The following is a 23,958-nucleotide window of genomic DNA, read 5'->3' on the forward strand; positions in this document are numbered from 1 at the left end:
ATGACATTTTTTTAAAGATATGGGTACACGGTAGGTTTTTAACGAGTGCTTAATGTGGTTTGGCGTTTGCAACGCCATTTCCGGCGCTTACGTTACAAACGTAAGCCCATTTTAAGCACTCATCACAGATGAGCGCAAGTTGTAGGATTAACAACCAAAATCTTAATGATTATTTACTACTACTCTTATCCCCATCAGATATCGACTTGATGAGGCTACCCCATGCCAGCGGGTTTAACAGCGGATTAGGAGTAAGGGAGTGCGAATTCAGGATGCTGGTGTGCATAGCCTGCGCATTGGCCGATTGTATTTCCTGGGCATCGCGGGGCAAAGTATTGTACAGGGCCGATAGGGTTGCCTTGCTGATATTTTTGCGGGCAATCTCCAAATCGTCGTCAGCAAGTTTTATAGCCAGGAAATCTTTTTTAAACTCATCTGTAGTGGCCCATGGAAACACGTGAAATGTAGGCAGGTTGATGATCTGCGCTTTCAGGGATACCTGGGTAGTATAACTTTCATTTGGCAGATTGGACGGGATAACCACTGTAACCGGGGCATAACCAACACAGGTGAAGCGAAGGGTATCGCGTTCATGTACTACAAATGAAAAGTATCCCTTATAATTTGATACGTTAATGATATTATGTGCCGAAGTATTGGTAATGGTTACATAAGGGATAGTGATCTTTACGCTATCGGCATTATGAGTAATACCGGTAAACTGCACAACGGGGCGGTCTTTGCTTTGTGCAAAAGCGCCCATTGAAACAAATAACAGCAGTAAACCAAATAAATATTTCATAAAACCATTAACTACTTAGCTCAACATATATTACGCTGCGCAGGCCAAAATAGTTTTTAAACTTCATCAAAAGTAAGTCATATCCCCTAATTGGACCGGGGATTTAACAAATCTTAACAACTACCTTAAATTTTCGGGAAGCACGGCATTGGGGTCATCAATGTCCGTTAGGTTTATGGCCTCAATGGCAGTAATTTCGGGCACAGCTTTTTTAATAGCCTGCTCAATACCTGCTTTAAGGGTCATGATACTCATTGGGCATGATCCGCATGAACCCAACAACTTTAATTTAACAACATTTTCAGGAGTTATCTCCTCAACAGAAACATTCCCCCCATCAGCCTCCAAATACGGACGGATAGTATCTAAAGCTGCTTCAACCTGATTTAATAAACTCATTTTTATTAATTTATAACGTTATGTAAAGTTATTAATTATTTACAATATTTTCTGCACTCAACGCTTTGGCATTTGATATGGCCACCTGCTGGGCAACACGCTCGGCCATTTTCACAAAGGCAGCGGTCATCGGGCCGTCTTCTTCAAGCACCGTTGGCTTACCGGCATCGCCCGAATCACTGATGCCTTTAATCAGCGGGATTTCGCCCAGGAACGGAACATCAAGCTGTGCCGCCAGTTTTTGTCCACCGCCTTTACCAAATATGTAATACTTGTTTTCGGGCAGTTCGGCAGGTGTAAAGTACGACATGTTTTCAACCACCCCCAGTATAGGCACATTAATAGCCGGCATCATAAACATACCAATACCTTTTTTTGCATCGGCAAGCGCTACATTTTGCGGCGTGGTAACAATTACAGCGCCTGTTACCGGGAAACTTTGCGTTACTGTAATGTGGATATCGCCCGTGCCCGGAGGCAGGTCGATCACCAGGTAATCCAGCTCGCCCCAGTCGGCATCATTGAACAGTTGTTTTACCGCGGTTGATACCATTGGCCCGCGCCATGGCACCGGCTGGTTAGGATCGGTAAAGAAACCGATAGACAGTAATTTGATCCCGTATTTTTCAATCGGCTCAATTCGGGTTTTGCCATCAACCTGGCTGGCCATTGGACGGGCGCCCTCCAGGCCAAACATAATGGGTACCGACGGGCCATAAATATCGGCATCGATCATCCCAACTTTTGCGCCCGATTTTGCCAGACCTAAAGCAAGGTTTGCCGCAACCGTTGATTTACCAACACCACCCTTGCCCGAAGCTACGGCAATGATATTTTTTACACCCGGAACCCCGGTGTTTTTTTGAGTAGTTACACGCGAGGTCATGTTGATATTGATAACGGCTTCTTTGCTTACAAAATGCAGGATAGCATTACGGCAGGCATTCTCAATCATGGCCTTAAGCGGGCAAGCCGGTGTAGTCAGGATCACCGAGAAGCTAACGTTGTTGCCATCAATATGAATATCCTGGATCATGTTAAGCGTTACCAGGTCTTTTTTCAGATCCGGCTCTTCAACATTGCCCAGTGCCTGTAAAACTTGTTCTTTAGTAATTGTCATAATATGAGGCAAATTTATGAAAACAGGTGGTTGATTAAGTTTATCAGGAAACAATTTGCAAAAACAACCGTTTGCAGGGGATAAGATTTAGTTTAGTTTTGGATAAAATTAACAAATGAAGCGCCTTAATCCTAAATATATACGCATAGCCGCATACATTCTCGTTCCCTTAATTCTTATTCTGCTTATCGGCGGATATGTTGCCTACTCAAAACGTGGAGCCCTGCTCGAAAAAGCCATCGACAAAGCTAAATTAAAAGCAAAGAGAGATTATAATTTAGATGTAAAAATAGGATCGGCAAAGTTCACAGGTCTCAGCACCGTTTCATTCTCGGATATCAGCATCGTACCAGATGGCCGCGATAGCTTATTGAACATCAAAAACTTTGTGGTAAGTGTACGGATAATGCCGCTGGTGCTTGGTGAGGTAAAACTATCAGATGTGGTATTGCAGGATGGCTTCATTAGTCTTGTTAATAAAAACGGCGTTAAGAATTTCGATTTCCTTTTCAAAAAGAAAAAGGATTCGACAGCCACCAATACCAAAACCGATTTGAGCCATCTTGCCGATAACCTGATCAACCAGCTGCTTTATAAGATCCCGGATAACTTATCGCTCCATAATTTCAGGATCAGTTTTAAGAGCGACAGTGATCAGCTTAAACTTTTAGCGCAAACAGCCCTGATCAAAGACGGGCAGCTGAGCTCAACCATAAAGGTTAATGACGGGGAAGCCACCTGGCATTTCGCCGGCAAAATGCATCCGTCGGATAAGGATATCGACGTAATGCTTTATGCAGATGGCAAAAAAGTAGAGCTGCCTATCATTGAAAAGAAATTTAACCTGAAGCTCAATTTTGATACGCTGCAAACCAAACTGACCGAGGAGGATCACAGCAGCGGTGAAACCAGGATCTCCGGCTCATGGTCGGTTAAAAACCTGCTTATTCGCCATCCGGGCATTTCGTCTACTGATATTGTATTACCTGCGGCGGCAATTGATGCAGATGTTAAAGTAGGCACTAATTATGTATCTATCGATAGTACTTCGCTCATCCATATAAAAAAATTAACCGCGCACCCATACGTTAAGTATACGCTTAACCCGGTAAAAATTTATGAGCTGAAGCTCAATACCGGCTGGCTTAATGCGGCCGATATTTTCGATTCGTTTCCTACGGGGATGTTTGACGCCCTTGACGGCATCCAGGTTGCGGGCAAGCTGAATTATCACATGAATTTTTACATGGATTCATCAAAGCCCGACGATTTGATATTTGATTCGGGCATGGATAAAGATAACTTCCGGATCCTGAAATTTGGACGCACCGATTTAACCAAGCTTAACAGCCCCTTCGTATATACACCGTATGAAAAGGGCAAACCAATGGCCCCACACCTGATAGGCCCCGAAAACCCGGAGTTTACGCCGCTGCAGCAAATTTCGCCCAATTTGAGAAACGCGGTAATGACGGCCGAAGATCCATCTTTTTACACCAATCATGGCTTCGTAATGGAGGCCATCCGTAAATCAATAGCTACCGATTTTAAAACAAAGAAATACAAACGCGGCGGCAGCGGGATCTCACAACAGCTGGTTAAAAACGCCTACCTGAGCCGGGAGAAAACCCTGTCGCGCAAAATAGAGGAGATCCTGATTGTATGGCTTATTGAAAACAACCGCATCATGACCAAAGACAGGATGCTGGAGGTTTATTTTAACATTATTGAATGGGGCCGTAATATTTACGGTATTGGTGAGGCCTCCCACTATTACTTTGGCAAGTCACCGTCTGAACTGAGTTTGGGAGAAAGTATTTACCTGGCCAGCATTGTCCCCTACCCCAAAGGCGGTTTGTACGCTTTTCAGCCTGACGGTACCTTACGACCGGGACTGCATGGCTACTTTAACCTGATTGGTAAACTGATGGCTATGAAGGGGTATACCGCCCGGGATACCAATGCTTATGGATTTTACGAAGTGCGGTTAAGGGAGAGCCTGCGCCGCCAGATTGCCCCTGTTGATACTGCTACCGCCGATAGCCTTATGAAACAGGGCGGAGCAGATGACGATGGTATTTTACCTGTTATTGAAGAGCCTGTAAAAAGGCCTAACTTTTTCCAGCGCCTTTTTGGTAAAAAAGATACCACCGAAGAAAAAGCCGAGGAAAAATTAAAACAAAAAGAACAAACGATAAAGGAACAGCTCAAAGCCCAGATAGAAGCACTGAAAGCCGAATATAAACTCAAGATTGACGCTGTAGATACCACCGGCGGCCGGACACGAAAAGAAGTACGGCAGGAAAAACGACGGCTGAAAGATGAAGAACGGGAAAAGGAAAAAGAATTGAAAGATAAGATGCCGTAGGCATTATCTTGTTCTATGCTTAGCTCCTGAAATTAGTACCGATTTCTTACTTTTGCCGTATGGGTATCACCAACTTAACGGCATTTTTGATCGCATCTTTCCTGTTCATTATTTCACCCGGCATCGATACCATTTTTATCCTGAATAAATCAATAGCACAAGGATATAAATCCGGTGTCTATGCAACATTAGGGATAACTACCGGCGTTCTGGTACACACTACCCTGGCCGCATTTGGTTTGTCGCTCCTATTATCGCAATCGGCTATGGCGTTTAGCTTTGTTAAATTTTGCGGCGCTGCATACCTGGTTTATCTCGGTATGGTTAAGCTTTTTTCAAAAGAGAGCATCGTGAAGGAAATTAGTCCGACTCAACACGCTTCCCCTAAAAAAACTTATATGTCTGCCGTGTTCACAAATGTGCTTAATCCCAAAGTAGCTATCTTTTTCCTGTCGTTTTTTCCGCAGTTCATCCAGCCGGCTTATATCAGCACCGCTACACCATTTATTTTCCTGGGAAGCATTTACGCATTTATAAGCCTGTTGTGGTTTATGGTACTCACTTTTTTTGCAGGCTCGCTTTCGTCCAGAATCCGTTCAAATCCTGCCATTAGCACCTGGCTTAATAAATTCTCGGCCATCGCTTTTATGTTGATGGGCATAAGAATAGCATTCACAAAACGATAATATCATTGTTTTAAATCTATTCCTGTCTAAATATATCTGCGCATATATAGCCTGTGGCCAAACCCTCTCCCTTTTCCTTAAAATTAATTGTGAAGTAAGCGTATCACAAAAAAAATTTCATCGCAACAGAAACGTTGCACAGGCCATTTAAACTAATTTTTGTCCTTTTTAACACTGTGACGCAAGCGTATTAAATAATACATAATACACTATAAATCAATTAATTATGAACATTTTTCTTGGTTGATCCGTTTAAATTACTGTAGATTTGTAATGCCAATTTTAAGCTACACATAGCCCTTCTTCATGGAAAACAGTATCGGTCGGGCGTATTTGCCCTGAGCAATGCTTTGATATTCTTAAGCAACAGTTAAATATTGTTACAAATATTGAATTGTTGCATAGGGGCTTATGTGATATTTTTTTGAATATCAAATCAACTAAATAAACAACTCAATGAAAATCAATTACCAATTAAAGCGGCTCGCAGTCCTCACCCTGCTCTCCGCCGCTGCTTTTTACTCCTGTAAAAAGAATGTAAACAACAACGAAGCGCCCGATCAAAAAACAAACGGCACCGTAGCGAGGGCCGCTAACGAAGTAGTGAACGCCTGGGTTACCACTGCCGATCAGTCAAAGCTTTTACAGGCACAAGCCAGTTTCAATTTCGCTGCCGATGCCGGTACCAATGCAACAACCATTACAGTGGACGAAAACCAAACCTACCAGGGAATAGACGGTTTCGGCTTTACTTTAACCGGGGGCAGTGCCGGACTACTTAACGGCCTCGGCGCCAACCAAACCAATGTGCTTAACGAGCTTTTCGGCACAGCTAACGGTCAGATCGGGATCAGCTATATTCGGATCAGCATCGGTGCTTCCGATCTTAGCTCAAGCGATTTCACCTACAACCAAACGGCCGGCGATTTTAACATGAACAACTTCAGCATCAGCGTCGAAAACCAGGACCTGCTACCGATTTTGAAAAAGATCATCGCCATAAATCCGTCTATCAAAATTATAGCCACTCCCTGGACAGCCCCTACCTGGATGAAGGTAAACACCACGGGCAATAACGGCTATACCGGCGGCAGCCTCAATACAGCAGCAGGTTATTATGACGCCTATGCCCGCTATTTTGTAAAATACCTGCAGGCCATGCAGACTCAGGGGATTACCATTGATGCCATTACCCCTCAAAATGAACCGCTTAACCCATACAATAACCCAAGTATGGTAATGCAGCCGAATGAGCAGGCCAATTTTATTAAAAACAACCTCGGCCCGCAAATCAGGGCGGCAGGCTTTCAAACCAAGATCATTGCCTATGACCACAATACCGACAGGATTGACTATCCCGAAACCGTGTTAGCTGATGGCGGCGCTAATCCCTATGTTGACGGTTCCGCTTTTCATCTGTATGCGGGCAATATCAGCGCCCTTACTGATGTACACAACGCCTATCCCAACAAAAACGTTTATTTCACCGAGCAATGGGTTGGCGCACCAAGCAATTTTGGCGGCGATTTGTCATGGCATGTTAATACACTCATTATTGGCGCTACCCGCAACTGGAGCCGCAATGTTTTAGAGTGGAACCTGGCCTCCGACCCAAACAACAATCCTCATACACCGGGTGGCTGCAGTACCTGCCTGGGAGGTATTACTGTTAGCGGTACTTCTATCACCCGTAATGTTGGTTATTACATTATCGGTCACGCATCGCGTTTTGTACGGCCGGGAGCTGTGCGGATTGCCTCTAATTTATCGGGCAGTATCCAAAACGTGGCCTTCAAAAATTCTGATGGCAGCAAGGTACTTATCGCGCTTAACAATGGCTCATCAAGCGTAAGTTTTAAAGTTAAATGGGGCGCGGAATCCTTTACTTACACTTTAGCCGCCGGCGCTGTAGCTACCTTTAAATGGACCGGCACCCAAAGTTCAGCATCAGGCCCGCCCATAGGTTCAGTCATCACCCTTAAAGGCTTTAATAACCTGTACGTAAGCAGCGAAAACGGCACGCAGGCCATGAATTGCAACCGCGCTACAGCATCAGCATGGGAACAATTTACCGTAGTTGATGCAGGTGGGGGCAAAATAGCATTGATGGCCATGAATAAATACGTATCGTCAGAAAACGGGACACAGGCCATAACCTGCAACCGCACAACTTTTGGCGACTGGGAAAAATTTGACTGGATCCCCACAAACGATGGCAAGGTTACCCTCCGGGGCAATAATGGCAAATTTATATCCAGCGAGAACGGTACACAACCCATGACCTGCACCCGTGCAACAGCATCAGGCTGGGAAGCTTTTGGTGTAAACCAATAACTACTTACGAAACCAATCAATTATTTACCAATACTATCATTATGAAACAACTTTTAAATTTTGCGAAGAGTGCCGCTACTGCATCGGCATTCATGCTTTTAATTTCGTCCTGCAGCAAGGATCTGAACAAAACCTCACCTGCCCTAAAAACAGCCGGTGAAACAACAGTATCTACAAGCACACCAAGGGCAGGCACACTGGTATGGAGCGATGAGTTTAACGGCACCAGTGTTAACACCAACAACTGGAATATTGATAACGGCAACCCCAATGTCAATAATGAAAAAGAATATTACCAGTCAGCAAACGCCACGGTGTCAGGCGGTTTCCTTACCATTACTGCCCGCAAGCAATCCGTTGGAGGCCAGCCCTATACATCGGCCAAATTGACTACAGCAGGTAAATTCCAGCCTACTTACGGTCGTATTGAGGCAAGCATTAAGCTGCCGGCAGTACAAGGTACGTGGCCGGCGTTCTGGATGCTGGGCGCAAACATCGGTACTGTAAACTGGCCGCAATGCGGCGAAATTGACATTATGGAGCAGGTAAACACCTCCAATACCATCTTGGGCACTATGCACTGGTACAACAACGGCGGCCACGTACAATATGGCGGCAGTACCACCACAACGCCAACAGGTTTCCACACCTACGCGGTTGAGTGGGATACCAACTCTATTCGCTGGTATGTGGATAATACGCTGTATGTAACCGGTAATATTGCCAATAATATCAATAATACCGGCGCATTTCATAATCCTTTCTTTATTATCCTTAATCTGGCCATCGGCGGCGATTTGCCTGGTAATACCATTAACGACGGCGCATTGCCTTGCAACATGGTGGTTGATTATGTACGGGTTTATGACCTGTCAGGTAGTAGTACAAACCCTCCAATCGGCCAAACCATTACTTTAAAAGGTTTTAATAACTTATATGTTAGCGGTGAAAACGGAACGCAAGCCATGAATTGTAACCGCGCCACTGCATCAACATGGGAGCAATTTACCGTAGTTGATGCCGGAGGCGGTAAAATTGCTTTAAGGAGCATGAGCAAATATGTAAGCAGCGAAAACGGTACGCAAGCTATTACCTGTAACCGCACTACCATAGGCGACTGGGAAAAATTTGACTGGGTGCCTACCACTGATGGTAAAATTACTTTCAGGGGCAACAACGGCAAGTTTATTTCCAGCGAAAACGGTACACAACCCATGACCTGTAACCGGGCAACAGCATCGGGCTGGGAGGCCTTTGGCGTAAACCAGTAATTTAAAATGATATATTTAGCCTGCTCTTTTTAAAAGGGCAGGCTTACTTGCTATATAAACCTGCCATGAAAAAATTTACCATCTTTTGCTTTCTGTGGTTAATAATAGGCTTGCATACATTATATGCTCAGTCGGCCGGGAGCAAATTGGAGTTTAATGTCACTGATGGCTATCAGCGTGAAAATTTTCACTGGTCGATAGCCGGCAATAGCAATGGTCAAAACCCCAATGTTTTTTCGGAGTTGAAATGGACAAAGATGGGCGGGCAAAGCATTGCCGCCTCATTACAGTGGAACGTATACCAAAAAATTTCTTTTTATGCCGATTATACTCGACAGTTTATAACCTCAGGTACGGTAAATGATGCTGATTACAGCACTGATAACCGCAGCAATAATACTTATAACGAAACTTTTGAAGCAGGTAAAGGGAATACGCAGAGCCGGGCGCTTGGTGTCGGGTACAAGCTGATTGATAATGAGCTATTTAGCTTTAGTCCTTACGCAGGATACAGCGATAACCGGCAATCCCTTTATTTATATGGTAGTGGTAACCGCTTTCCGAACTTGAACAGCAGCTACCAAACTAAATGGAAAGGCGTATTCATTAAAGCCATTGCATCTTTAAAACTTACTGAAAAGCTGAAGGCTAATGCCGATATCACCTATAACCAGGTAGGTTATAGTGCGCGGGGCAATTGGAACCTCATTACCACTTTTCAGCACCCGGTTAGCTATCGGCACCATGCTAACGGGTATGGCCTAAATATGAACGGCGCGTTGGCTTATTCAATCACAAATCACATAGCCATTCAGGCTGGTGGCGGATATCTGCATTGGCAAACCGGTAACGGTACTGATGAACTTTATCTTAACAGTGGCGAGGTGGATAAAACACAGATGAACGGGGCGTACAGAAATGGCTTTAGGGTATTTGGGGGCTTGAAGATTTCATTTTAATTATTTAAAAATCGCCTGAGTTCGGTGCTGCATTAATATAACTATCTATATTACAGTTAATTAAATGCTATATACAACTGTCTCCCCCCGGTTTATATCGCCGGCACGGCTATAGACCGCCGAAAAGGTTCCACGTGGCACATTGGTGCAATTACGGGCATAAATTAAATATTTATTTTGCTTTTTGTAAGGATGGTATTTATCATTTAAATGGCATCGGTGGTGGCGATGAATGAACTAAACAAATGACATCTGCATCACGTTACTACAATGATAATATTAACTTAATTTCCTTATTATCAATTATTTAATTATTATCCTTCTGCTTATCCGCCGCTTCCTTGGCAGCTTTCTCCTTTTGTTTCTGAGCTTCTTTGGCGGCTTTCTCTTTATCCTCCTGAATCTGCTCTTTTGCCTTGCGGATACTGTCCTGCCGCTTTTGTTCCAATTTCTTTTTCTTATTAAAGAACCCCCTCAGCAAAAAGTTATGCTGGGCCGCGGTCAAATCTTCATTAAGGGTGTTGGTAGTTTTGTGAACGGTTTTGATGGTAGTACGGGCCTGTTTAACGGTACCCTCCAGGTCGCGGGCCATTTTATCATTATTAAGCAGGCGCCCAATGCTGCCTTTCCCGCTGTTGATCTTGGCGACTATGCCGGTTAAATTTTCGGTTAATGATTCGGCGTTATCGGCCACACGGGTAAGTTTATTAATGATCCTGTCCACATCAACCGGGTTTATCGAACTTAAACGGCCGCCATCTTCAATCTCTTCGTGGCTTACAATACCACCTGGCGCTATCACCACCAGCTTATCCCCCATCAAACCATCACTGCCTATGCTAAGCTTCGAATCTTTTTTTATAAACTTTTTAACGCTTTTATTCAGTGTAAGATCAACCCTTACCGAGCTATCGGTTACGATATTGATAGATTGTACCACTCCCACATTAATACCCGCAAAGCGTACATTATTGCCCACCTGCAGGCCGCTTACATTTTTAAACCGGCCATAAACATGAAAGGTAGAATTGAACAGGCTCTTTTGGTTTCCTATTAAAAATACAGCTACCAACAGCACTGCCAATCCTAAAAAGGTGAACAGTCCTATTTTTATTTTTTGAGATGGTGTGGTTTTCATGCTGATACGTTAAAAAATGATCTGACCATTTCGTTGTCTGATTTTTCGAGCTCTTGGTACGAACCCTCGGCTATATATTTACCATCATCCATTACCAGGATCCTGTCGGCCGTAATGCGGGCACACTCCATATCGTGGGTAATAATGACTGATGATATTTCATACTTCCGTTGCAGCCGGTTAATCAGCTCACTGATCTCACGGGATGTTATAGGATCAAGCCCGGTAGTAGGCTCATCATACAACATAATTTCAGGGTTAACAATCAGTGTACGGGCCAGTCCTACCCTTTTCCGCATACCGCCCGACAGATCTGATGGCATTTTATCTATGGCATCAAGCAAACCAACTGCATCCAGCACCCCTTCAACCTTTTTATTAATTTCCTTCCGGTCTTTCAGCTTCAACACCCTGGTAAGCGGAAACTCCAGGTTATCCCTCACCGTCATAGAATCATATAAAGCCCCACCCTGAAAAAGGAAGCCTATCTTTATCCTAAGCTGTTTAAGCTCATCATCATCCATCGTGGTAACATCTTCACCAAATACTTCCAGGCTGCCGCCATCGGGCTGTAACATACCTACAACGCACTGAATAGTAACCGATTTTCCCTGGCCTGATTTCCCAAGCACCACGATATTTTCACCTTTTTTTAAGTCAAAACTGATATCTTTAAGCACCTGCTTTTTACCAAAGGATTTTTTGATCCCCTTGGCACGGATCACCACTTCTTTTTTTTGAGCTGATAGTTCCTTTTCGGCTTCAGTATGTTGGTTTGCTTCTTTCATCTCATTTATAAAATAACAAACTGGTGATCTGAACGGCTATCGCATCAATAATAAAAATCCACAACGAGGCAGTTACCACAGCCGAGTTTGCAGCTATGCCTACACTTTCAGTGCCTTTATCCGAGTGATAACCTTTATAACATCCCACAAAACCAACTGCAAACCCAAAAAGCACCGTTTTTGCAACTGCAGGCAGCAGATCCGAAAAATCAAGCGAGGCTATGCATTTATTGAAATAAAGGGAAAAACTGATGCTATCGGTGAAGTTGAGCGCCAGGAAACCGCCAAAAAGCCCAATAGCATTACCTATAACGGTTAACAACGGAATCATAAAGCTGGCGGCCAGTATGCGCGTTACCACCAAGTATTGGACCGGATTGGCGCCTGATACCTCCATAGCGTCAATCTGTTCGGTAACTTTCATACTGCCCAGCTCGGCACCAATACTTGAAGCTATTTTACCGGCACAGATGATAGCGGTAATCACGGGCCCTATTTCACGTACCAGTGATACCGAAAGAGTTTTAGGCAGCATACTTTCGGCACCAAGTTCAACCAGCGATGGCCTGAGTTGCAAAATAAGCACCAACCCCATAATAAAGGAGGTAATACCCACCAGCATCATTGACCGGTAGCCTATTTCGTAGCATTGCCTTACAAACTCCGACCATTCAAAGCCGCCGGCAAATATGTTGCGGAAAAAACGCGAGAAGAACACCACATAGTCGCCTATGCCTTCCAGCCATTTCCTCCATCCGCTTAGTTCCTGCTGTGCTTCCATCAGTGAATCTTAAATAATAGTAAACAACAACAAAGCAATGCTCAATTGTTTTTGAACTTTCAATAATATTCACTTTATGGATTCAGGTAAGTACTGATTATGACATCGGTACGTCAATGATCAGGAAACGGGATGGCTCTTGGGCTATAATTGTAAGTGAACTTGTATCATAAACGCCCAGCGCATCTTTTTTGTTTAAAACCTGGTTGTTTATTTTAGCCGCTCCATCTAACACAAACACGTAAGCGCCGTTGCCTTTGGTTTTGATATCATAATTTATTGTCTGCCCTGCCTCAAACTCGCCCATCGAAAATGTGGCATCCTGGTTTATCCAAAGTGTGTTTTCACTTCTTTCTGGAGAGATCAATGTGGTTAACTCATTCAATTTAAAACGGTCTTTAAAACTCATCTGATCGTAACGGGGCTGGATATTCCTTTCTTTAGGAAAAAGCCAGATCTGAAGTGTATTTGCCGCTTCTGTATGCGATGCATTGTATTCTGAGTGATATACACCGGTGCCGGCCGACATTACCTGCACCTCTCCCGCATTCACCACCCCGGTATTACCCATACTGTCCTTATGCTCAAATCCCCCCTTTAAAGGTATCGTTATAATTTCCATATTGTCATGAGGATGGCTGCCAAAGCCCCGGCCTGCAGCAATAATATCATCATTTAATACACGCAAAGCGCCAAAGTTCATCTTATCTGGATTATAATATGATGCAAAGCTGAATGAGAAGTTTGCTTTTAACCAGCCTATATCATTGTGTCCCCGTTCTGATTCGGGATAAAATATTGTTTTCATATTGCTTATATAATTACATGTTTAAACACACAATATTTATTCCACAATTTAATTATGCGTATTTTTGCGAAAAATCAATAAGTAATGGCAAAAAAAACTGTTATTGCAGGCTCAAGCGGACTTATTGGCAGTCATCTCCTGCAAATTTTATTGGAACAAGCCTATTATGATGAAGTATTGATCCTGGTAAGAAAAAAATTACCTGTTCAGCATCATAAATTAAAACAGCTTGTTATTGACTTTGAACAGCCCGAAACATACAAAAACGAGCTGAATGGCCACGCTTTGTTTTGCTGTTTAGGATCAACTAAAAAGAAAACGCCCGATTTGGCAGTCTATCGCAAGATAGATCATGATTATCCGTTATTACTGGCGCAACTGGCTAAGCAAAATGGAGTTGAGCAATATCACCTGGTATCGTCGATAGGTGCAGATATCAATGGGGTTAACTTCTATACCAAAACTAAAGGGGAAACTGAAGCCGATATAAGAGCTACAGGAATCCCGGCAGTACATATTTACAGGCCATCTTTTTTAGCGGGCGACCGACAAGAGAACAGGCCAATGGAAAAGTTTGTGAACGGCTTAATGAAGATTATAAATCCATTGCTTTTTGGCGGATGGAAAAAATACCAAAGCATTAAGGCATCTACTGTTGCCATGGCCATGTATCAACAATCAATAAAACAAGCGACTGATGTATTTATATACGAGTCGGATAAAATAAAACAACTATCGTGAGTACTTATCTTTCTGCCGAGAACCTTGGCCACCAATTTCATGACAACTGGTTATTTAAAAATGTAACCATAGGGATTAACCGCGGCCGTAAGGTTGCGCTTGTAGGCGTTAATGGTGCCGGCAAATCAACCTTATTAAAAATTTTAGGTGGTACTATAAAACCTACTGAAGGTAAGGTGGTACAGGCCCGTGACCTAAATATGGGTTACCTGGAGCAGGATCCAAATTTCAAAAATGCCGTTACCATCAGCGACTATATTTTTCATGCTGATGATGTGCAGCAGCAGCTCATCCGCAGGTATGAGGAACTGATGGAGAACGACCCGGAAAATACCAAGGCCATTGAAAAGGTAATGGAAGAGATGAGCGAGGTTGATGCCTGGGAGTACGAGTACAAGATCAAAACTATTTTAGGCCGGTTAGATATCCATCATCTCAATCAGCATATCACTACCCTATCGGGCGGACAAAAGAAACGCCTGGCCTTAGCCAAGCTGCTTATTGAAGACCCAGAAGTTTACATTTTAGATGAACCTACCAACCACCTGGATATTGACACGATAGAATGGCTGGAGAAATTACTCACTGAAGGCAATAAAACCATATTGATGGTTACGCACGACAGGTATTTCCTGGATAATGTGTGTAACGAGATTTTAGAGATTGACAGAGGAAAAATTCAACCTTACAATGGCAGCTACGGCTATTACCTTGAAAAGAAAGCCGAGCGTGAAGCAGCGGATGAAGCGGCATTTCAGAAAAACTCCAACCTGTTGAGGAAAGAGCTGGAATGGATGCGCCGCCAGCCCCAGGCACGTGGTACTAAGTCTAAAGCACGTATTGATGCTTATTACGACCTGGAAGAAAAAACAAAGAATGGCGGGATCCGTGACAAAGTCGAGCTGAGCGTTAAAACAGCGCGCCAGGGTAATAAGATCATGGAAATGGATCACCTGTATAAATCATTCAACGGTAACACTTATATCAATAATTTCAGTTATATATTTAAAAAAGGCGACAGGATTGGTTTGGCCGGTAAAAACGGTAGCGGAAAGTCAACCCTGTTAAATATCATTACCGGTGCCTTACAACCAGATAAAGGAACTGTAGTTAAAGGAGAAACCACAGTAATAGGCTATTTCCACCAGGCAGGCATTACTTTTAAGGAAGACGAACGCGTAATTGATATTGTAAAGAACGTAGCGGAATTTATTACCATGGCCGACGGTAAAACTATTTCAGCTTCTGCCTTGCTTACGCTGTTCCTCTTCCCTCCTGCCAAGCAATACGGTTTTATATCCAAACTAAGCGGTGGTGAAAAGAAACGCTTGCAGCTAATGAGCATCCTGATGAAGAACCCGAACTTCCTGATACTGGATGAGCCCACCAACGATCTGGATATCGATACGTTAAACGTATTGGAGGAGTTTTTGACCAATTACGGCGGTGTATTGATGATGGTATCGCACGACAGGTATTTGCTGGATAAGCTAACCGATCAGCTTTTCATCATGGAAGAAAAGGGCCATGTACGCATCTTTAATGGCAACTATTCATCATACCGTTTAGAGTTAGAAGAGGCAAAACAACAAGCTAAAAAACCTGCTCCTGCAGTGCAAACAACTGCTCCAGCGGCTAAAAAAAGCAAGTTAAGCTATAAAGAAGCCAAAGAGTTAGAAAATATTGAAGGTGAGATCAACACCATTGAGGCAAATATAAAAGATAAAAATGAACAATTAAACGCTTCAGGCATTGATCCTAAAAAGCTTGATGATCTATTAAAGCAAATAGATGTTTTAAATAAACAGCTGGACGATAAAAGCGCCCGTTGGATGGAATTAACCGAGCTAAACGAAGGATAATGAAAACATCGGATATTATAGCATCAATAGGTGTAATTATACTTTTAATAGCATTTCTGTTAAATTTAACTAAGAAACTGCCTACTGAAAGCAAGCTTTACAGCCTTTTAAATCTTATTGGAGCAGGCACATGCTGCTATGCCTCATATATAGTAAATTTCTACCCTTTTGTGGTATTAGAGGGCGTTTGGGGGCTTGTAGCCTTAATATCATTATTCCGGGTTCCACGTGGAACATCTGTTTAATTAAGGTAATTTTGCAACTAAATCTGAAACTCCAAGCAATAAGTTAAAAATAATAGAGAGGAAAATCAGCGTAAATAAATTAAAGTTCCACGTGGAACAAATCTTGAATTGAAGTACCATTAAGTCAAGATTAGACTTAAAACCTGCGACTCAAGACTTACCAAAAGTGGAACAAGGAGGATAAAATGTTTAAGAAATATAATGTAGTAGTAGTAGGTGCCGGGCATGCAGGCTGTGAAGCTGCCGCTGCCGCTGCTAACTTAGGTTCATCAGTTTTGCTGATAACCATGAATATGGGCACCATTGCACAGATGAGTTGTAACCCCGCGATGGGCGGCGTTGCCAAAGGACAAATAGTGCGGGAGATAGATGCTTTGGGTGGATATTCGGGCATTATAACTGATAAAACATCTATCCAGTTCCGGATGCTTAATCAATCAAAAGGTCCTGCCATGTGGAGCCCGCGTGCTCAAAGCGACCGTATGCGGTTTGCCGAAGAGTGGCGTTTATCATTAGAACGCACCCCTAACGTTGATTTTTGGCAGGATACTGTAACTTCGCTCCTGGTAAAAAACAATACAGTTACAGGTGTACGCACTTCTATAGGCATCGAAATTGAAGCGGATGCTGTTGTATTAACTAACGGAACCTTCCTGAATGGTGTGATCCATATAGGCGAAAAAAGATTTGGCGGAGGTCGTACAGGCGAAAAAGCTGCCACCGGTTTAACCGAGCAATTGGTTGAATTAGGCTTTGAAGCAGGCCGTATGAAAACAGGCACCCCACCCCGTGTAGATGGCCGAAGCCTTAACTACAGCCTAATGGAAGAGCAATGGGGCGACCCTGTAAGAGGAAAATTCTCTTTTACCGACGTGCCGTTTATAGAAGAACAACGTTGCTGCTGGATCACCTATACCAATACCGATGTACACGAAACTTTGAAAGAAGGCTTTGAAAGATCACCCATGTTTACCGGTCGGATCAAAGGTTTAGGTCCCCGTTATTGCCCATCAATTGAAGATAAGATCAACCGTTTTGCTGAACGCGACCGTCACCAGATTTTTGTTGAACCGGAAGGATTAAATACCGTAGAAATCTATGTAAATGGTTTCTCTACCTCCCTACCGGAGGATGTGCAATACAAAGCGCTTATCAAAATACCGGGTTTTGAGAATGCTAAAATGTTCAGGCCGGGTTATGCTATTGAATACGACTTCTTCCCTCCTACACAATTAGGCTTAACCTTAGAAACTAAACAGATCAGCAACCTTTACTTCGCCGGACAGATCAATGGCACTACCGGTTACGAAGAAGCAGCGTCACAAGGTTTCATTGCTGGGATCAACGCGCACCAAAAAATTAACGATAAACATGAATTGATCTTGAAAAGAGCAGAGTCATATATAGGTGTTTTGATAGATGACCTGGTAACTAAAGGCACCGAAGAGCCTTACCGCATGTTCACTTCAAGGGCAGAACATCGCCTGTTATTGCGCCAGGATAATGCCGATATCAGGCTCTCTCCTATGGGTCATGAATTAGGTTTGATCAGCGACGAGCGTTTAGAAAAGGTAAATCAAAAGGTAAAAAACTCTGATGATATTGTGGCGTATACCAAAAGCAAGTCCATCGATCCATCAACAGTTAACAACCTGATGGAAGAATTGGGTACGAGTCCGCTTGCGCAAAGCACCAAACTATTCAATTTGTTGAGCCGCCCACAGGTAACCTTTAATGAGCTTAAAAAAGCCGATGCTTCTTTAGCCGAGCTACTTTCGGCCTACGATAAAGAAACTATTGAGCAGGCTGAAATAAAAATCAAATATGAGAGTTATTTCATCAAGGAGATGGAGATAGTGGACCGGATGAAAAAAATGGAAGACCGTGAGATCAATCCAAATTTTGATTATCACACGTTGGTATCGCTCTCCAAAGAGGCGCGCGAAAAATTGATGAGGATAAAACCACGCACTTTGGGCCAGGCTTCAAGAATTTCGGGCGTTTCACCCTCCGATATTTCAGTTTTGATGGTTCATGTATCGAGATAAAACGTAAATATCTGATAATTAATTAATTATAAAAAGTCCTTTAAAATCAATTATTTTTAATTTTTAATAGTACTTCTCATAAAAACATAAAAATCGCTTATATCGCCTAAAAACTATGTTAAACACAAAAACGGCTATTTTTTACAAAAATTCAATACTGATTTTTATTGTTTTATTCATTTTTGGATGCGCAGCCCAACAACCTCCGCAAGGAGGGCCGCGCGACCAGACCCCGCCCAAATTGGTGAAGGCAATTCCCGGAAATAAAACCCGGAATTTTGCTGCCAAACAAATCGACCTGGAATTTGACGAATTCATCAAACTCACTAACGCTTACCAGGAAATCAGCATGAGCCCGGCCATGGAAAAGCAACCCGAGTATTCATCAAACAAAAGGAAACTAAAAATTGAGTTTAAGGACAGCCTTCAAAAAAATACTACCTACGTTATCAACTTTGGAAAGTCAATACAAGATGTAAATGAAAGTAACATCCTTAAAAATTTCACTTATGTTTTTTCGACAGGTAACCATATCGACTCCTTGAGCATCACCGGTTCGGTAACTAATACCCTCACCCAGGAAAAAGAGAAAGATGTACTGGTATTTATTTTCCCGGTGAAGCAGGACACACTCTTCGGAAAAAAGAAGCCGTCTATTTTTGCCCTCACCGATTCGTCAGGAAATTTCGCTTTGAATAATTTAAGGGAAGATGACTATCGCATCTATGCCTTAAAAGAAGCAAGTCCCGATAAAATTTTTAACCGCGATGAAGAGTTGATCGCCTTCCTGAAAAAACCCATTCATCTCCGGGCGGATACTTCTAATGTCCAGCTAAACTTATTCAAGCAAGATCCTGAAAAATTCAGGGTATCCGAAAAACGTTTTGATACTGATGGTAAGTTATTACTGGTATTTAACAAGGGGCTAACACAGCCGGCCATTAAAGTGATTTATCCTGCCAATGTGGATGATAGAAAACAGGTATCGTTTTCACGTACAAAAGATACAGCATCTGTTTATCTGCGTAATATGAACTTCGACTCGCTGCGTGTGGCCATATTTGACAAAGGCAAGCCTATAGATACCATCTATCAGCTTAAACGTAAAAATGAAAGCTTTACACGTGTTGTAACAACAAGCTATAACATGGGTAATGACAGTAAATTAAAACCCGGCGGCAATTTAGTGATCACGGCAAGCATCCCTATCGAAAACTTTGACCAATCGCAAATTACCTTAAACGAAGATTCTGTAGCTACAAGTGATTACACCATCCAAAAAGATACAGGCAACTATAAACTGCTAAATTTAAAATACCGATGGCGGGAAACCAGTAAATATGAGCTCATACTCAATGAAGGTGCATTGACGGATATTTACGGTGATAAAAACAAACGCCTGTCTAAAAAATTCCAGATCAATAAGCTGGATAATTATAGCCAGCTCACGGTAAAACTAACTGTGCCCGATACCGCCAAAGCCTATGTGGTTGAGTTATTAAGTGAAGACAAAAAATTAATTCAAAGCGACCCTATTACCAAAAATACCTCATTGGTATATAAAGGGATCCTGGCCGCTAAATACTATGTTAGGATCATTTACGACGAAAATAAAAACGGCAAATGGGATAGCGGTAATGTAAGGTTGAAGCGACAACCCGAAAATATCTGGCTAAATGAAAAGCTCATCACCCTGAGGCCAAACTGGGAAGCGGAGGAACCGGTGACTATTCCAAAAGAAAAGGTTACTCCTTAAACCAGCCCGAATACATGATATAATTTTGAGGCAGTTGCTTCAACATAGCCCTTTGCTCATCAGTAAGGGGCTTTATTTTTTTTGCGGGGACACCGGCATATAGATATCCAGATTCGCATATGGTGTTTTCCAGCACTACAGCGCCTGCAGCAATGATCACAAACTCATTTACAACCGCGTGATCCATCACAATAGCGCCCATACCTACCAACGTATGATCATACAAAGTACAGCCGTGTACAAGCGCCTTATGCCCAATAGAAACACTATTACCTATGTTGGTAGGCGCTTTTAAATAAGTAGCATGGATCACAGCACCATCCTGGATATTGGTATTATTGCCAATTTTGATGTAATGCACATCCCCCCTGATAACCGCATTAAACCAAACCGAGCAATTATCACCCATCACCACATCCCCCACTATAGTACAGTTTTCGGCAATAAAACAATCCTTACCCCAAACAGGGCTTTTATCTTTTACAGGTAGTATTACAGGCATATCTCTAATTAGTGAATTATTGATTTAGTGAATTAGTGATTTGAATAATTTTATTTATGTTTGGATATTATAAGCGAAAATAGCTCAGTCGGTAGAGCGTCAGTTTCCCAAACTGAAGGCCGCGGGTTCGAATCCCGTTTTTCGCTCAAATTTTTAAAGTCTCCCCTTCAGGGGAGATTTAGAGGGGCTAAAACACAGTATCCTTTACCTCTGCGGCATGATCAGGATAGTCAGTAGTATAATGTAATCCCCTGCTTTCCCTACGCAACATAGCCGATTTTACGACGATAAACGATACCTGTATCAGGTTGCGCAGTTCGCAAAGTTTTACGGAAAGCTTTGTTTTCTTATAGAAATCTTCAGTCTCTTCATATAATAATTTCAACCTGCGTAAGGCCCTATCCAGCCTGAAATCCGAACGAACGATACCCACATAATCATTCATCAGCTTCTGCATTTCGCGTACGTTGTGGGTAACCAGGATATCTTCGTTTGACAGCTGCACGCCCTTCTCATCCCAATCCGGGATATCATCGGGGATTACATTATTTTTAAAATTCTTAATTGCGTCCTCGTAGATCCTGTGTGCAAAAACCAACGCCTCCAATAACGAATTTGAAGCCAAACGATTAGCGCCATGCAGACCTGTTGACGAACATTCGCCGCAGGCATACAACCTTAATATAGACGACTGGCCAACATGATCAACCAAAATACCACCGCACATATAATGGCAGGCCGGCGCAACGGGGATCATATCTTTGGTCATATCAATACCAATTTCCAGGCATTTAGCATAAATATTAGGGAAATGGTTCAGGATATCTTTTTTACTGCGATGCCTTACATCTAAATAAACAAAGTCTTCACCCGATTTTTTGATCTCGGCATCAATAGCCCTTGCCGTTATATCACGGGGTGCCAAAGATTTACGCTCATCATACTCGTGCATAAATTCTTCGCCGTTAGTGCGCTTTAACACGCCGCCAAAACCGCGTACAGCCTCAGATATCAGAAAAGAAGGATATTCGCCCGGATTATACAAAGCTGTTGGATGGAATTGCATAAACTCCATATTACGTACTTTACCCTTAGCACGATAAACCATAGCAATACCATCACCGGTAGCGATGGTTGGATTTGTGGTAACCGCATAAATATGTCCGGCACCACCAGCAGCCATTACCGTAACTTTAGATAAGATCTTTTCGACGATCTTGGTTTCGGTATTAAATGCGTAAATCCCGAAACAGGTGATATCAGTACTTGATTTACCTACCAACTCGCCCAAATGGTGCTGCGTAATTAAATCAACCGCAAAATAATGTGTAAGTATCTCAATATTAGGGTTTTTATGAATTTCCTCTAAAAGTGAACGCTCTATCTCCCAGCCAGTTACATCTTTGTAATGTAACACACGAAACTCGGAGTGTCCCCCCTCTTTAGCAAGGTCATAAACACCCTCGTTTGTCTTATCGAAATTGGTTCCGTAATCAATAATCTCATTGATCCGCTCGGGTCCCTCTTTAACAACGGCTTCAACAACTTCGCGGTCGCAAAGTCCGTCTCCACTTATTAAGGTATCCTGGATATGCTTTTCAAAAGAATCTTCTTTTTTATCCACAACCACCGCAACGCCCCCCTGGGCATATTTGGTGTTGGATTCGTCTTCGTTAGATTTTGTAACTATCAGTACCTTACCGTGCTTCGCGGCTTTGAGCGCAAAACTTAATCCGGCTATCCCTGAACCCACTACAAGGAAATCAACATTTCGGGTCATATTTTAGATGAATGTGTGTAAAAGTAGTACTAATGTTAATAACAGCTGTATAACCTGTTAAGTTTATGTAAACAAAAAGTGAAAAATGGTTTACAGTGTGTATAACTCCCTTTCTCAGGTCGAATATCAATATTTTTTGAGCGACTTTTACGACGCTTTCATCATAAAGCTAACATTTTGTCAACCCTGAAAATATTAACATAAAACTTTTTCAAATAAAAATTGATTGTCATACCTATCTAAAAATCAGCGTTATTTTTGGTGGAAAAATGTGTATAAGTGTTAATAAATTGTGAAAACTAACTTTTAAAACAAAAATTACTCCGACTTTTGCACATTACCAACACCCTAATAAACAATAGTTCTTTTTAATTTAAAAATTAGTTGTTATTAATTGAATTGTGGAAATGAATACCTTCGAAGAAATAAATCTGAAAGGATACGTGGATGAAGAAATTAATCCGACGCTTGACCTTTTCGCCGAAATTGAAAAATTAAAAGAGCAAAAAAATGCGGTGATCCTGGCGCACTATTACCAGGATGGCGATATCCAGGATATTGCCGATTACATTGGCGATAGTTTGGGATTATCTCAACAAGCCGCCAAAACGGATGCCAATATCATTGTTTTTGCAGGTGTACATTTCATGGCCGAAACTGCCAAGATTCTGTCGCCAACCAAGAAGGTTTTACTGCCGGATATGAAGGCAGGTTGTTCATTAGCAGATAGTTGTCCGCCACACTTGTTTAAAAAGTTTAAGGAAAACTATCCCGATCACCTGGTGATCACTTATGTAAACTGTACGGCCGAACTGAAAGCTTTAACCGACATTGTTTGTACATCAAGCAACGCTGTGCAGATTGTAGAGAGCTTACCGAAGGATCAGAAGATCATTTTCGGACCTGATAAAAACCTTGGCGCGTACGTAGCCAAAAAAACCGGTCGCGACCTGGTATTGTGGAATGGGGCCTGTATGGTTCACGAGATATTTTCGAGAGAGAAGATCACTAAACTGAAAGAACGCCACCCGGGTGCAAAGCTGTTGGCACATCCTGAATGTGAGGACGTTATACTGGAAATGGCTGATTATGTTGGTTCAACAACCGGAATTTTAAAATATGCCGGCAGCCACCAGGACAAGGAATTTATAGTAGCGACAGAATCGGGCATTTTACACCAGATGCAAAAGGAAAACCCGGATAAAATATTTATTCCGGCACCGCCAAATAACAACTGCGCATGCAACGATTGCCCGCATATGAAGCGTAACACACTGGAAAAGTTATACCTGTGTTTAAAAAATGAAACGCCTGAGGTAACTGTACCACAGCATATCATTGAAAAAGCTGTAAAACCGATTGAGCGCATGCTTGAGATTTCGGCACAGCTGGGATTATAAGCGGGGATTTCACCGATTAAGGAGATTTCACTGATTTTTTGTTGGTGAGATTGTTCTTTGATGAAACTTATAAACCGGGTAATTGTGGAAAACCAGGAGGATTTTTATAGATTTCTTTTTTGGATAAAATGCCCCTGATGTGGTAAAAAGGCCAAAAATAAAAAAAATTT

The 23,958-nt window shown here is 42.5% G+C and carries 20 protein-coding genes and 1 tRNA gene; 12 read left to right on the forward strand and 9 right to left on the reverse strand.

All coding sequences use genetic code 11. The annotated features are described in order from the left end of the window. Nucleotides 1-169 precede the first annotated feature (169 nt). The 3 genes from MusilaSJ_RS15405 to MusilaSJ_RS15415 form a co-directional block, all read right to left on the reverse strand. Nucleotides 170-802: a hypothetical protein gene (locus MusilaSJ_RS15405; protein ID WP_129571791.1), complete on the reverse strand. Its 633-nt coding sequence runs from the start codon at nt 800-802 to the stop codon at nt 170-172. A gap of 120 nt (nt 803-922) precedes the next feature. Beyond that, complete coding sequence (locus tag MusilaSJ_RS15410; RefSeq protein WP_090532767.1) at nt 923-1,201, reverse strand: NifU family protein; 279 nt, start codon at nt 1,199-1,201, stop codon at nt 923-925. Nucleotides 1,202-1,232: 31 nt separating this feature from the next. Then, the gene (locus MusilaSJ_RS15415; protein ID WP_090532765.1) at nt 1,233-2,321 is read right to left on the reverse strand and encodes an Mrp/NBP35 family ATP-binding protein; all 1,089 of its coding nucleotides are present in this window, start codon (nt 2,319-2,321) and stop codon (nt 1,233-1,235) included. A 115-nt stretch (nt 2,322-2,436) separates the two neighbouring features. Between MusilaSJ_RS15415 and MusilaSJ_RS15420 the strand changes: the two genes are divergently transcribed. The 5 genes from MusilaSJ_RS15420 (at nt 2,437) to MusilaSJ_RS15440 (ending at nt 9,939) form a co-directional block, all read left to right on the forward strand. Continuing rightward, nucleotides 2,437-4,689 (forward strand): biosynthetic peptidoglycan transglycosylase, encoded by a 2,253-nt coding sequence (locus tag MusilaSJ_RS15420; protein WP_274985832.1) that lies wholly within the window; start codon nt 2,437-2,439, stop codon nt 4,687-4,689. 59 nt (nt 4,690-4,748) lie between these two features. Continuing rightward, nucleotides 4,749-5,375, forward strand: coding sequence for a LysE family translocator (locus MusilaSJ_RS15425; RefSeq protein ID WP_274985833.1), 627 nt, complete (start codon nt 4,749-4,751; stop codon nt 5,373-5,375). A 456-nt stretch (nt 5,376-5,831) separates the two neighbouring features. After that, the gene (locus MusilaSJ_RS15430; protein WP_274985834.1) at nt 5,832-7,709 is read left to right on the forward strand and encodes a glycoside hydrolase family 30 beta sandwich domain-containing protein; all 1,878 of its coding nucleotides are present in this window, start codon (nt 5,832-5,834) and stop codon (nt 7,707-7,709) included. 41 nt (nt 7,710-7,750) lie between these two features. Beyond that, the gene (locus MusilaSJ_RS15435; protein ID WP_274985835.1) at nt 7,751-8,980 is read left to right on the forward strand and encodes a family 16 glycosylhydrolase; all 1,230 of its coding nucleotides are present in this window, start codon (nt 7,751-7,753) and stop codon (nt 8,978-8,980) included. Between the two features lie 65 nt (nt 8,981-9,045). Further along, nucleotides 9,046-9,939 (forward strand): hypothetical protein, encoded by an 894-nt coding sequence (locus MusilaSJ_RS15440; RefSeq protein ID WP_274985836.1) that lies wholly within the window; start codon nt 9,046-9,048, stop codon nt 9,937-9,939. A gap of 307 nt (nt 9,940-10,246) precedes the next feature. Here the strand turns inward: MusilaSJ_RS15440 and MusilaSJ_RS15445 are convergent, their stop codons facing one another. The 4 genes from MusilaSJ_RS15445 to MusilaSJ_RS15460 form a co-directional block, all read right to left on the reverse strand. Continuing rightward, the gene (locus tag MusilaSJ_RS15445) at nt 10,247-11,077 is read right to left on the reverse strand and encodes an MlaD family protein (RefSeq protein ID WP_274985837.1); all 831 of its coding nucleotides are present in this window, start codon (nt 11,075-11,077) and stop codon (nt 10,247-10,249) included. After that, nucleotides 11,074-11,865 carry an ABC transporter ATP-binding protein gene (locus MusilaSJ_RS15450; protein WP_274985838.1) on the reverse strand — a complete coding sequence of 264 codons (792 nt, stop codon included), beginning with the start codon at nt 11,863-11,865 and terminating at the stop codon, nt 11,074-11,076. Before MusilaSJ_RS15450 ends, MusilaSJ_RS15445 begins: the two co-directional genes overlap by 4 nt. A gap of 1 nt (nt 11,866) precedes the next feature. Then, nucleotides 11,867-12,646 carry an MlaE family ABC transporter permease gene (locus MusilaSJ_RS15455; RefSeq protein WP_274985839.1) on the reverse strand — a complete coding sequence of 260 codons (780 nt, stop codon included), beginning with the start codon at nt 12,644-12,646 and terminating at the stop codon, nt 11,867-11,869. Between the two features lie 97 nt (nt 12,647-12,743). Further along, entirely contained in the window at nt 12,744-13,454 is a 711-nt protein-coding gene (locus MusilaSJ_RS15460; protein ID WP_274985840.1) for a pirin family protein, read from the reverse strand. Nucleotides 13,455-13,538: 84 nt separating this feature from the next. Between MusilaSJ_RS15460 and MusilaSJ_RS15465 the strand changes: the two genes are divergently transcribed. The 5 genes from MusilaSJ_RS15465 to MusilaSJ_RS15480 all read left to right on the forward strand — a co-directional run bounded on the left by MusilaSJ_RS15465 (nt 13,539) and on the right by MusilaSJ_RS15480 (nt 20,106). Beyond that, nucleotides 13,539-14,195, forward strand: a complete 657-nt coding sequence (locus MusilaSJ_RS15465; protein WP_274985841.1) for an oxidoreductase — start codon at nt 13,539-13,541, stop codon at nt 14,193-14,195. Beyond that, nucleotides 14,192-16,057, forward strand: a complete 1,866-nt coding sequence (locus tag MusilaSJ_RS15470; RefSeq protein ID WP_274985842.1) for an ABC-F family ATP-binding cassette domain-containing protein — start codon at nt 14,192-14,194, stop codon at nt 16,055-16,057. Before MusilaSJ_RS15465 ends, MusilaSJ_RS15470 begins: the two co-directional genes overlap by 4 nt. Then, nucleotides 16,057-16,302, forward strand: a complete 246-nt coding sequence (locus MusilaSJ_RS28105; RefSeq protein WP_446725116.1) for a CBU_0592 family membrane protein — start codon at nt 16,057-16,059, stop codon at nt 16,300-16,302. The genes MusilaSJ_RS15470 and MusilaSJ_RS28105 overlap by 1 nt, the downstream gene beginning before the upstream one ends. 185 nt (nt 16,303-16,487) lie before the next feature. After that, nucleotides 16,488-18,350, forward strand: coding sequence for a tRNA uridine-5-carboxymethylaminomethyl(34) synthesis enzyme MnmG (gene mnmG, locus MusilaSJ_RS15475; protein WP_274985843.1), 1,863 nt, complete (start codon nt 16,488-16,490; stop codon nt 18,348-18,350). A gap of 115 nt (nt 18,351-18,465) precedes the next feature. Continuing rightward, nucleotides 18,466-20,106, forward strand: a complete 1,641-nt coding sequence (locus MusilaSJ_RS15480) for an Ig-like domain-containing domain (RefSeq protein WP_274985844.1) — start codon at nt 18,466-18,468, stop codon at nt 20,104-20,106. Here the strand turns inward: MusilaSJ_RS15480 and MusilaSJ_RS15485 are convergent. Further along, nucleotides 20,096-20,608 carry a gamma carbonic anhydrase family protein gene (locus MusilaSJ_RS15485; RefSeq protein WP_274985845.1) on the reverse strand — a complete coding sequence of 171 codons (513 nt, stop codon included), beginning with the start codon at nt 20,606-20,608 and terminating at the stop codon, nt 20,096-20,098. The genes MusilaSJ_RS15480 and MusilaSJ_RS15485 overlap by 11 nt on opposite strands. Before the next feature lie 73 nt (nt 20,609-20,681). Here MusilaSJ_RS15485 and MusilaSJ_RS15490 point away from each other — a divergent pair. Beyond that, a tRNA-Gly gene (locus tag MusilaSJ_RS15490) sits at nt 20,682-20,754 on the forward strand. Between the two features lie 41 nt (nt 20,755-20,795). Here MusilaSJ_RS15490 and nadB read toward each other — a convergent pair. Beyond that, nucleotides 20,796-22,388, reverse strand: a complete 1,593-nt coding sequence (gene nadB, locus MusilaSJ_RS15495) for an L-aspartate oxidase (RefSeq protein WP_274985846.1) — start codon at nt 22,386-22,388, stop codon at nt 20,796-20,798. Between the two features lie 407 nt (nt 22,389-22,795). Here nadB and nadA point away from each other — a divergent pair, with 407 nt between their 5' ends. After that, the gene (nadA, locus tag MusilaSJ_RS15500; protein WP_274985847.1) at nt 22,796-23,788 is read left to right on the forward strand and encodes a quinolinate synthase NadA; all 993 of its coding nucleotides are present in this window, start codon (nt 22,796-22,798) and stop codon (nt 23,786-23,788) included. Nucleotides 23,789-23,958 lie beyond the last annotated feature (170 nt).

The organism is Mucilaginibacter sp. SJ, assembly GCF_028993635.1.
Taxonomy (GTDB): Bacteria; Bacteroidota; Bacteroidia; order Sphingobacteriales; family Sphingobacteriaceae; genus Mucilaginibacter.

What these genes read in the sequence shown, in the direction of transcription:
- MusilaSJ_RS15435 (WP_274985835.1), top strand. Translation starts at nt 7,751, where the DNA reads ATGAAACAACTTTTAAATTTTGCGAAGAGTGCCGCTACTGCATCGGCA.
- MusilaSJ_RS15485 (WP_274985845.1), bottom strand. Translation starts at nt 20,608, where the DNA reads ATGCCTGTAATACTACCTGTAAAAGATAAAAGCCCTGTTTGGGGTAAG.
- MusilaSJ_RS15440 (WP_274985836.1), top strand. Translation starts at nt 9,046, where the DNA reads ATGAAAAAATTTACCATCTTTTGCTTTCTGTGGTTAATAATAGGCTTG.
- MusilaSJ_RS15445 (WP_274985837.1), bottom strand. Translation starts at nt 11,077, where the DNA reads ATGAAAACCACACCATCTCAAAAAATAAAAATAGGACTGTTCACCTTT.
- nadB (WP_274985846.1), bottom strand. Translation starts at nt 22,388, where the DNA reads ATGACCCGAAATGTTGATTTCCTTGTAGTGGGTTCAGGGATAGCCGGA.
- MusilaSJ_RS15405 (WP_129571791.1), bottom strand. Translation starts at nt 802, where the DNA reads ATGAAATATTTATTTGGTTTACTGCTGTTATTTGTTTCAATGGGCGCT.
- MusilaSJ_RS15465 (WP_274985841.1), top strand. Translation starts at nt 13,539, where the DNA reads ATGGCAAAAAAAACTGTTATTGCAGGCTCAAGCGGACTTATTGGCAGT.
- MusilaSJ_RS15425 (WP_274985833.1), top strand. Translation starts at nt 4,749, where the DNA reads ATGGGTATCACCAACTTAACGGCATTTTTGATCGCATCTTTCCTGTTC.
- MusilaSJ_RS15480 (WP_274985844.1), top strand. Translation starts at nt 18,466, where the DNA reads ATGTTAAACACAAAAACGGCTATTTTTTACAAAAATTCAATACTGATT.
- MusilaSJ_RS15420 (WP_274985832.1), top strand. Translation starts at nt 2,437, where the DNA reads ATGAAGCGCCTTAATCCTAAATATATACGCATAGCCGCATACATTCTC.
- MusilaSJ_RS15460 (WP_274985840.1), bottom strand. Translation starts at nt 13,454, where the DNA reads ATGAAAACAATATTTTATCCCGAATCAGAACGGGGACACAATGATATA.
- MusilaSJ_RS15450 (WP_274985838.1), bottom strand. Translation starts at nt 11,865, where the DNA reads ATGAAAGAAGCAAACCAACATACTGAAGCCGAAAAGGAACTATCAGCT.
- MusilaSJ_RS28105 (WP_446725116.1), top strand. Translation starts at nt 16,057, where the DNA reads ATGAAAACATCGGATATTATAGCATCAATAGGTGTAATTATACTTTTA.
- MusilaSJ_RS15455 (WP_274985839.1), bottom strand. Translation starts at nt 12,646, where the DNA reads ATGGAAGCACAGCAGGAACTAAGCGGATGGAGGAAATGGCTGGAAGGC.
- MusilaSJ_RS15410 (WP_090532767.1), bottom strand. Translation starts at nt 1,201, where the DNA reads ATGAGTTTATTAAATCAGGTTGAAGCAGCTTTAGATACTATCCGTCCG.
- mnmG (WP_274985843.1), top strand. Translation starts at nt 16,488, where the DNA reads ATGTTTAAGAAATATAATGTAGTAGTAGTAGGTGCCGGGCATGCAGGC.
- nadA (WP_274985847.1), top strand. Translation starts at nt 22,796, where the DNA reads ATGAATACCTTCGAAGAAATAAATCTGAAAGGATACGTGGATGAAGAA.
- MusilaSJ_RS15430 (WP_274985834.1), top strand. Translation starts at nt 5,832, where the DNA reads ATGAAAATCAATTACCAATTAAAGCGGCTCGCAGTCCTCACCCTGCTC.
- MusilaSJ_RS15415 (WP_090532765.1), bottom strand. Translation starts at nt 2,321, where the DNA reads ATGACAATTACTAAAGAACAAGTTTTACAGGCACTGGGCAATGTTGAA.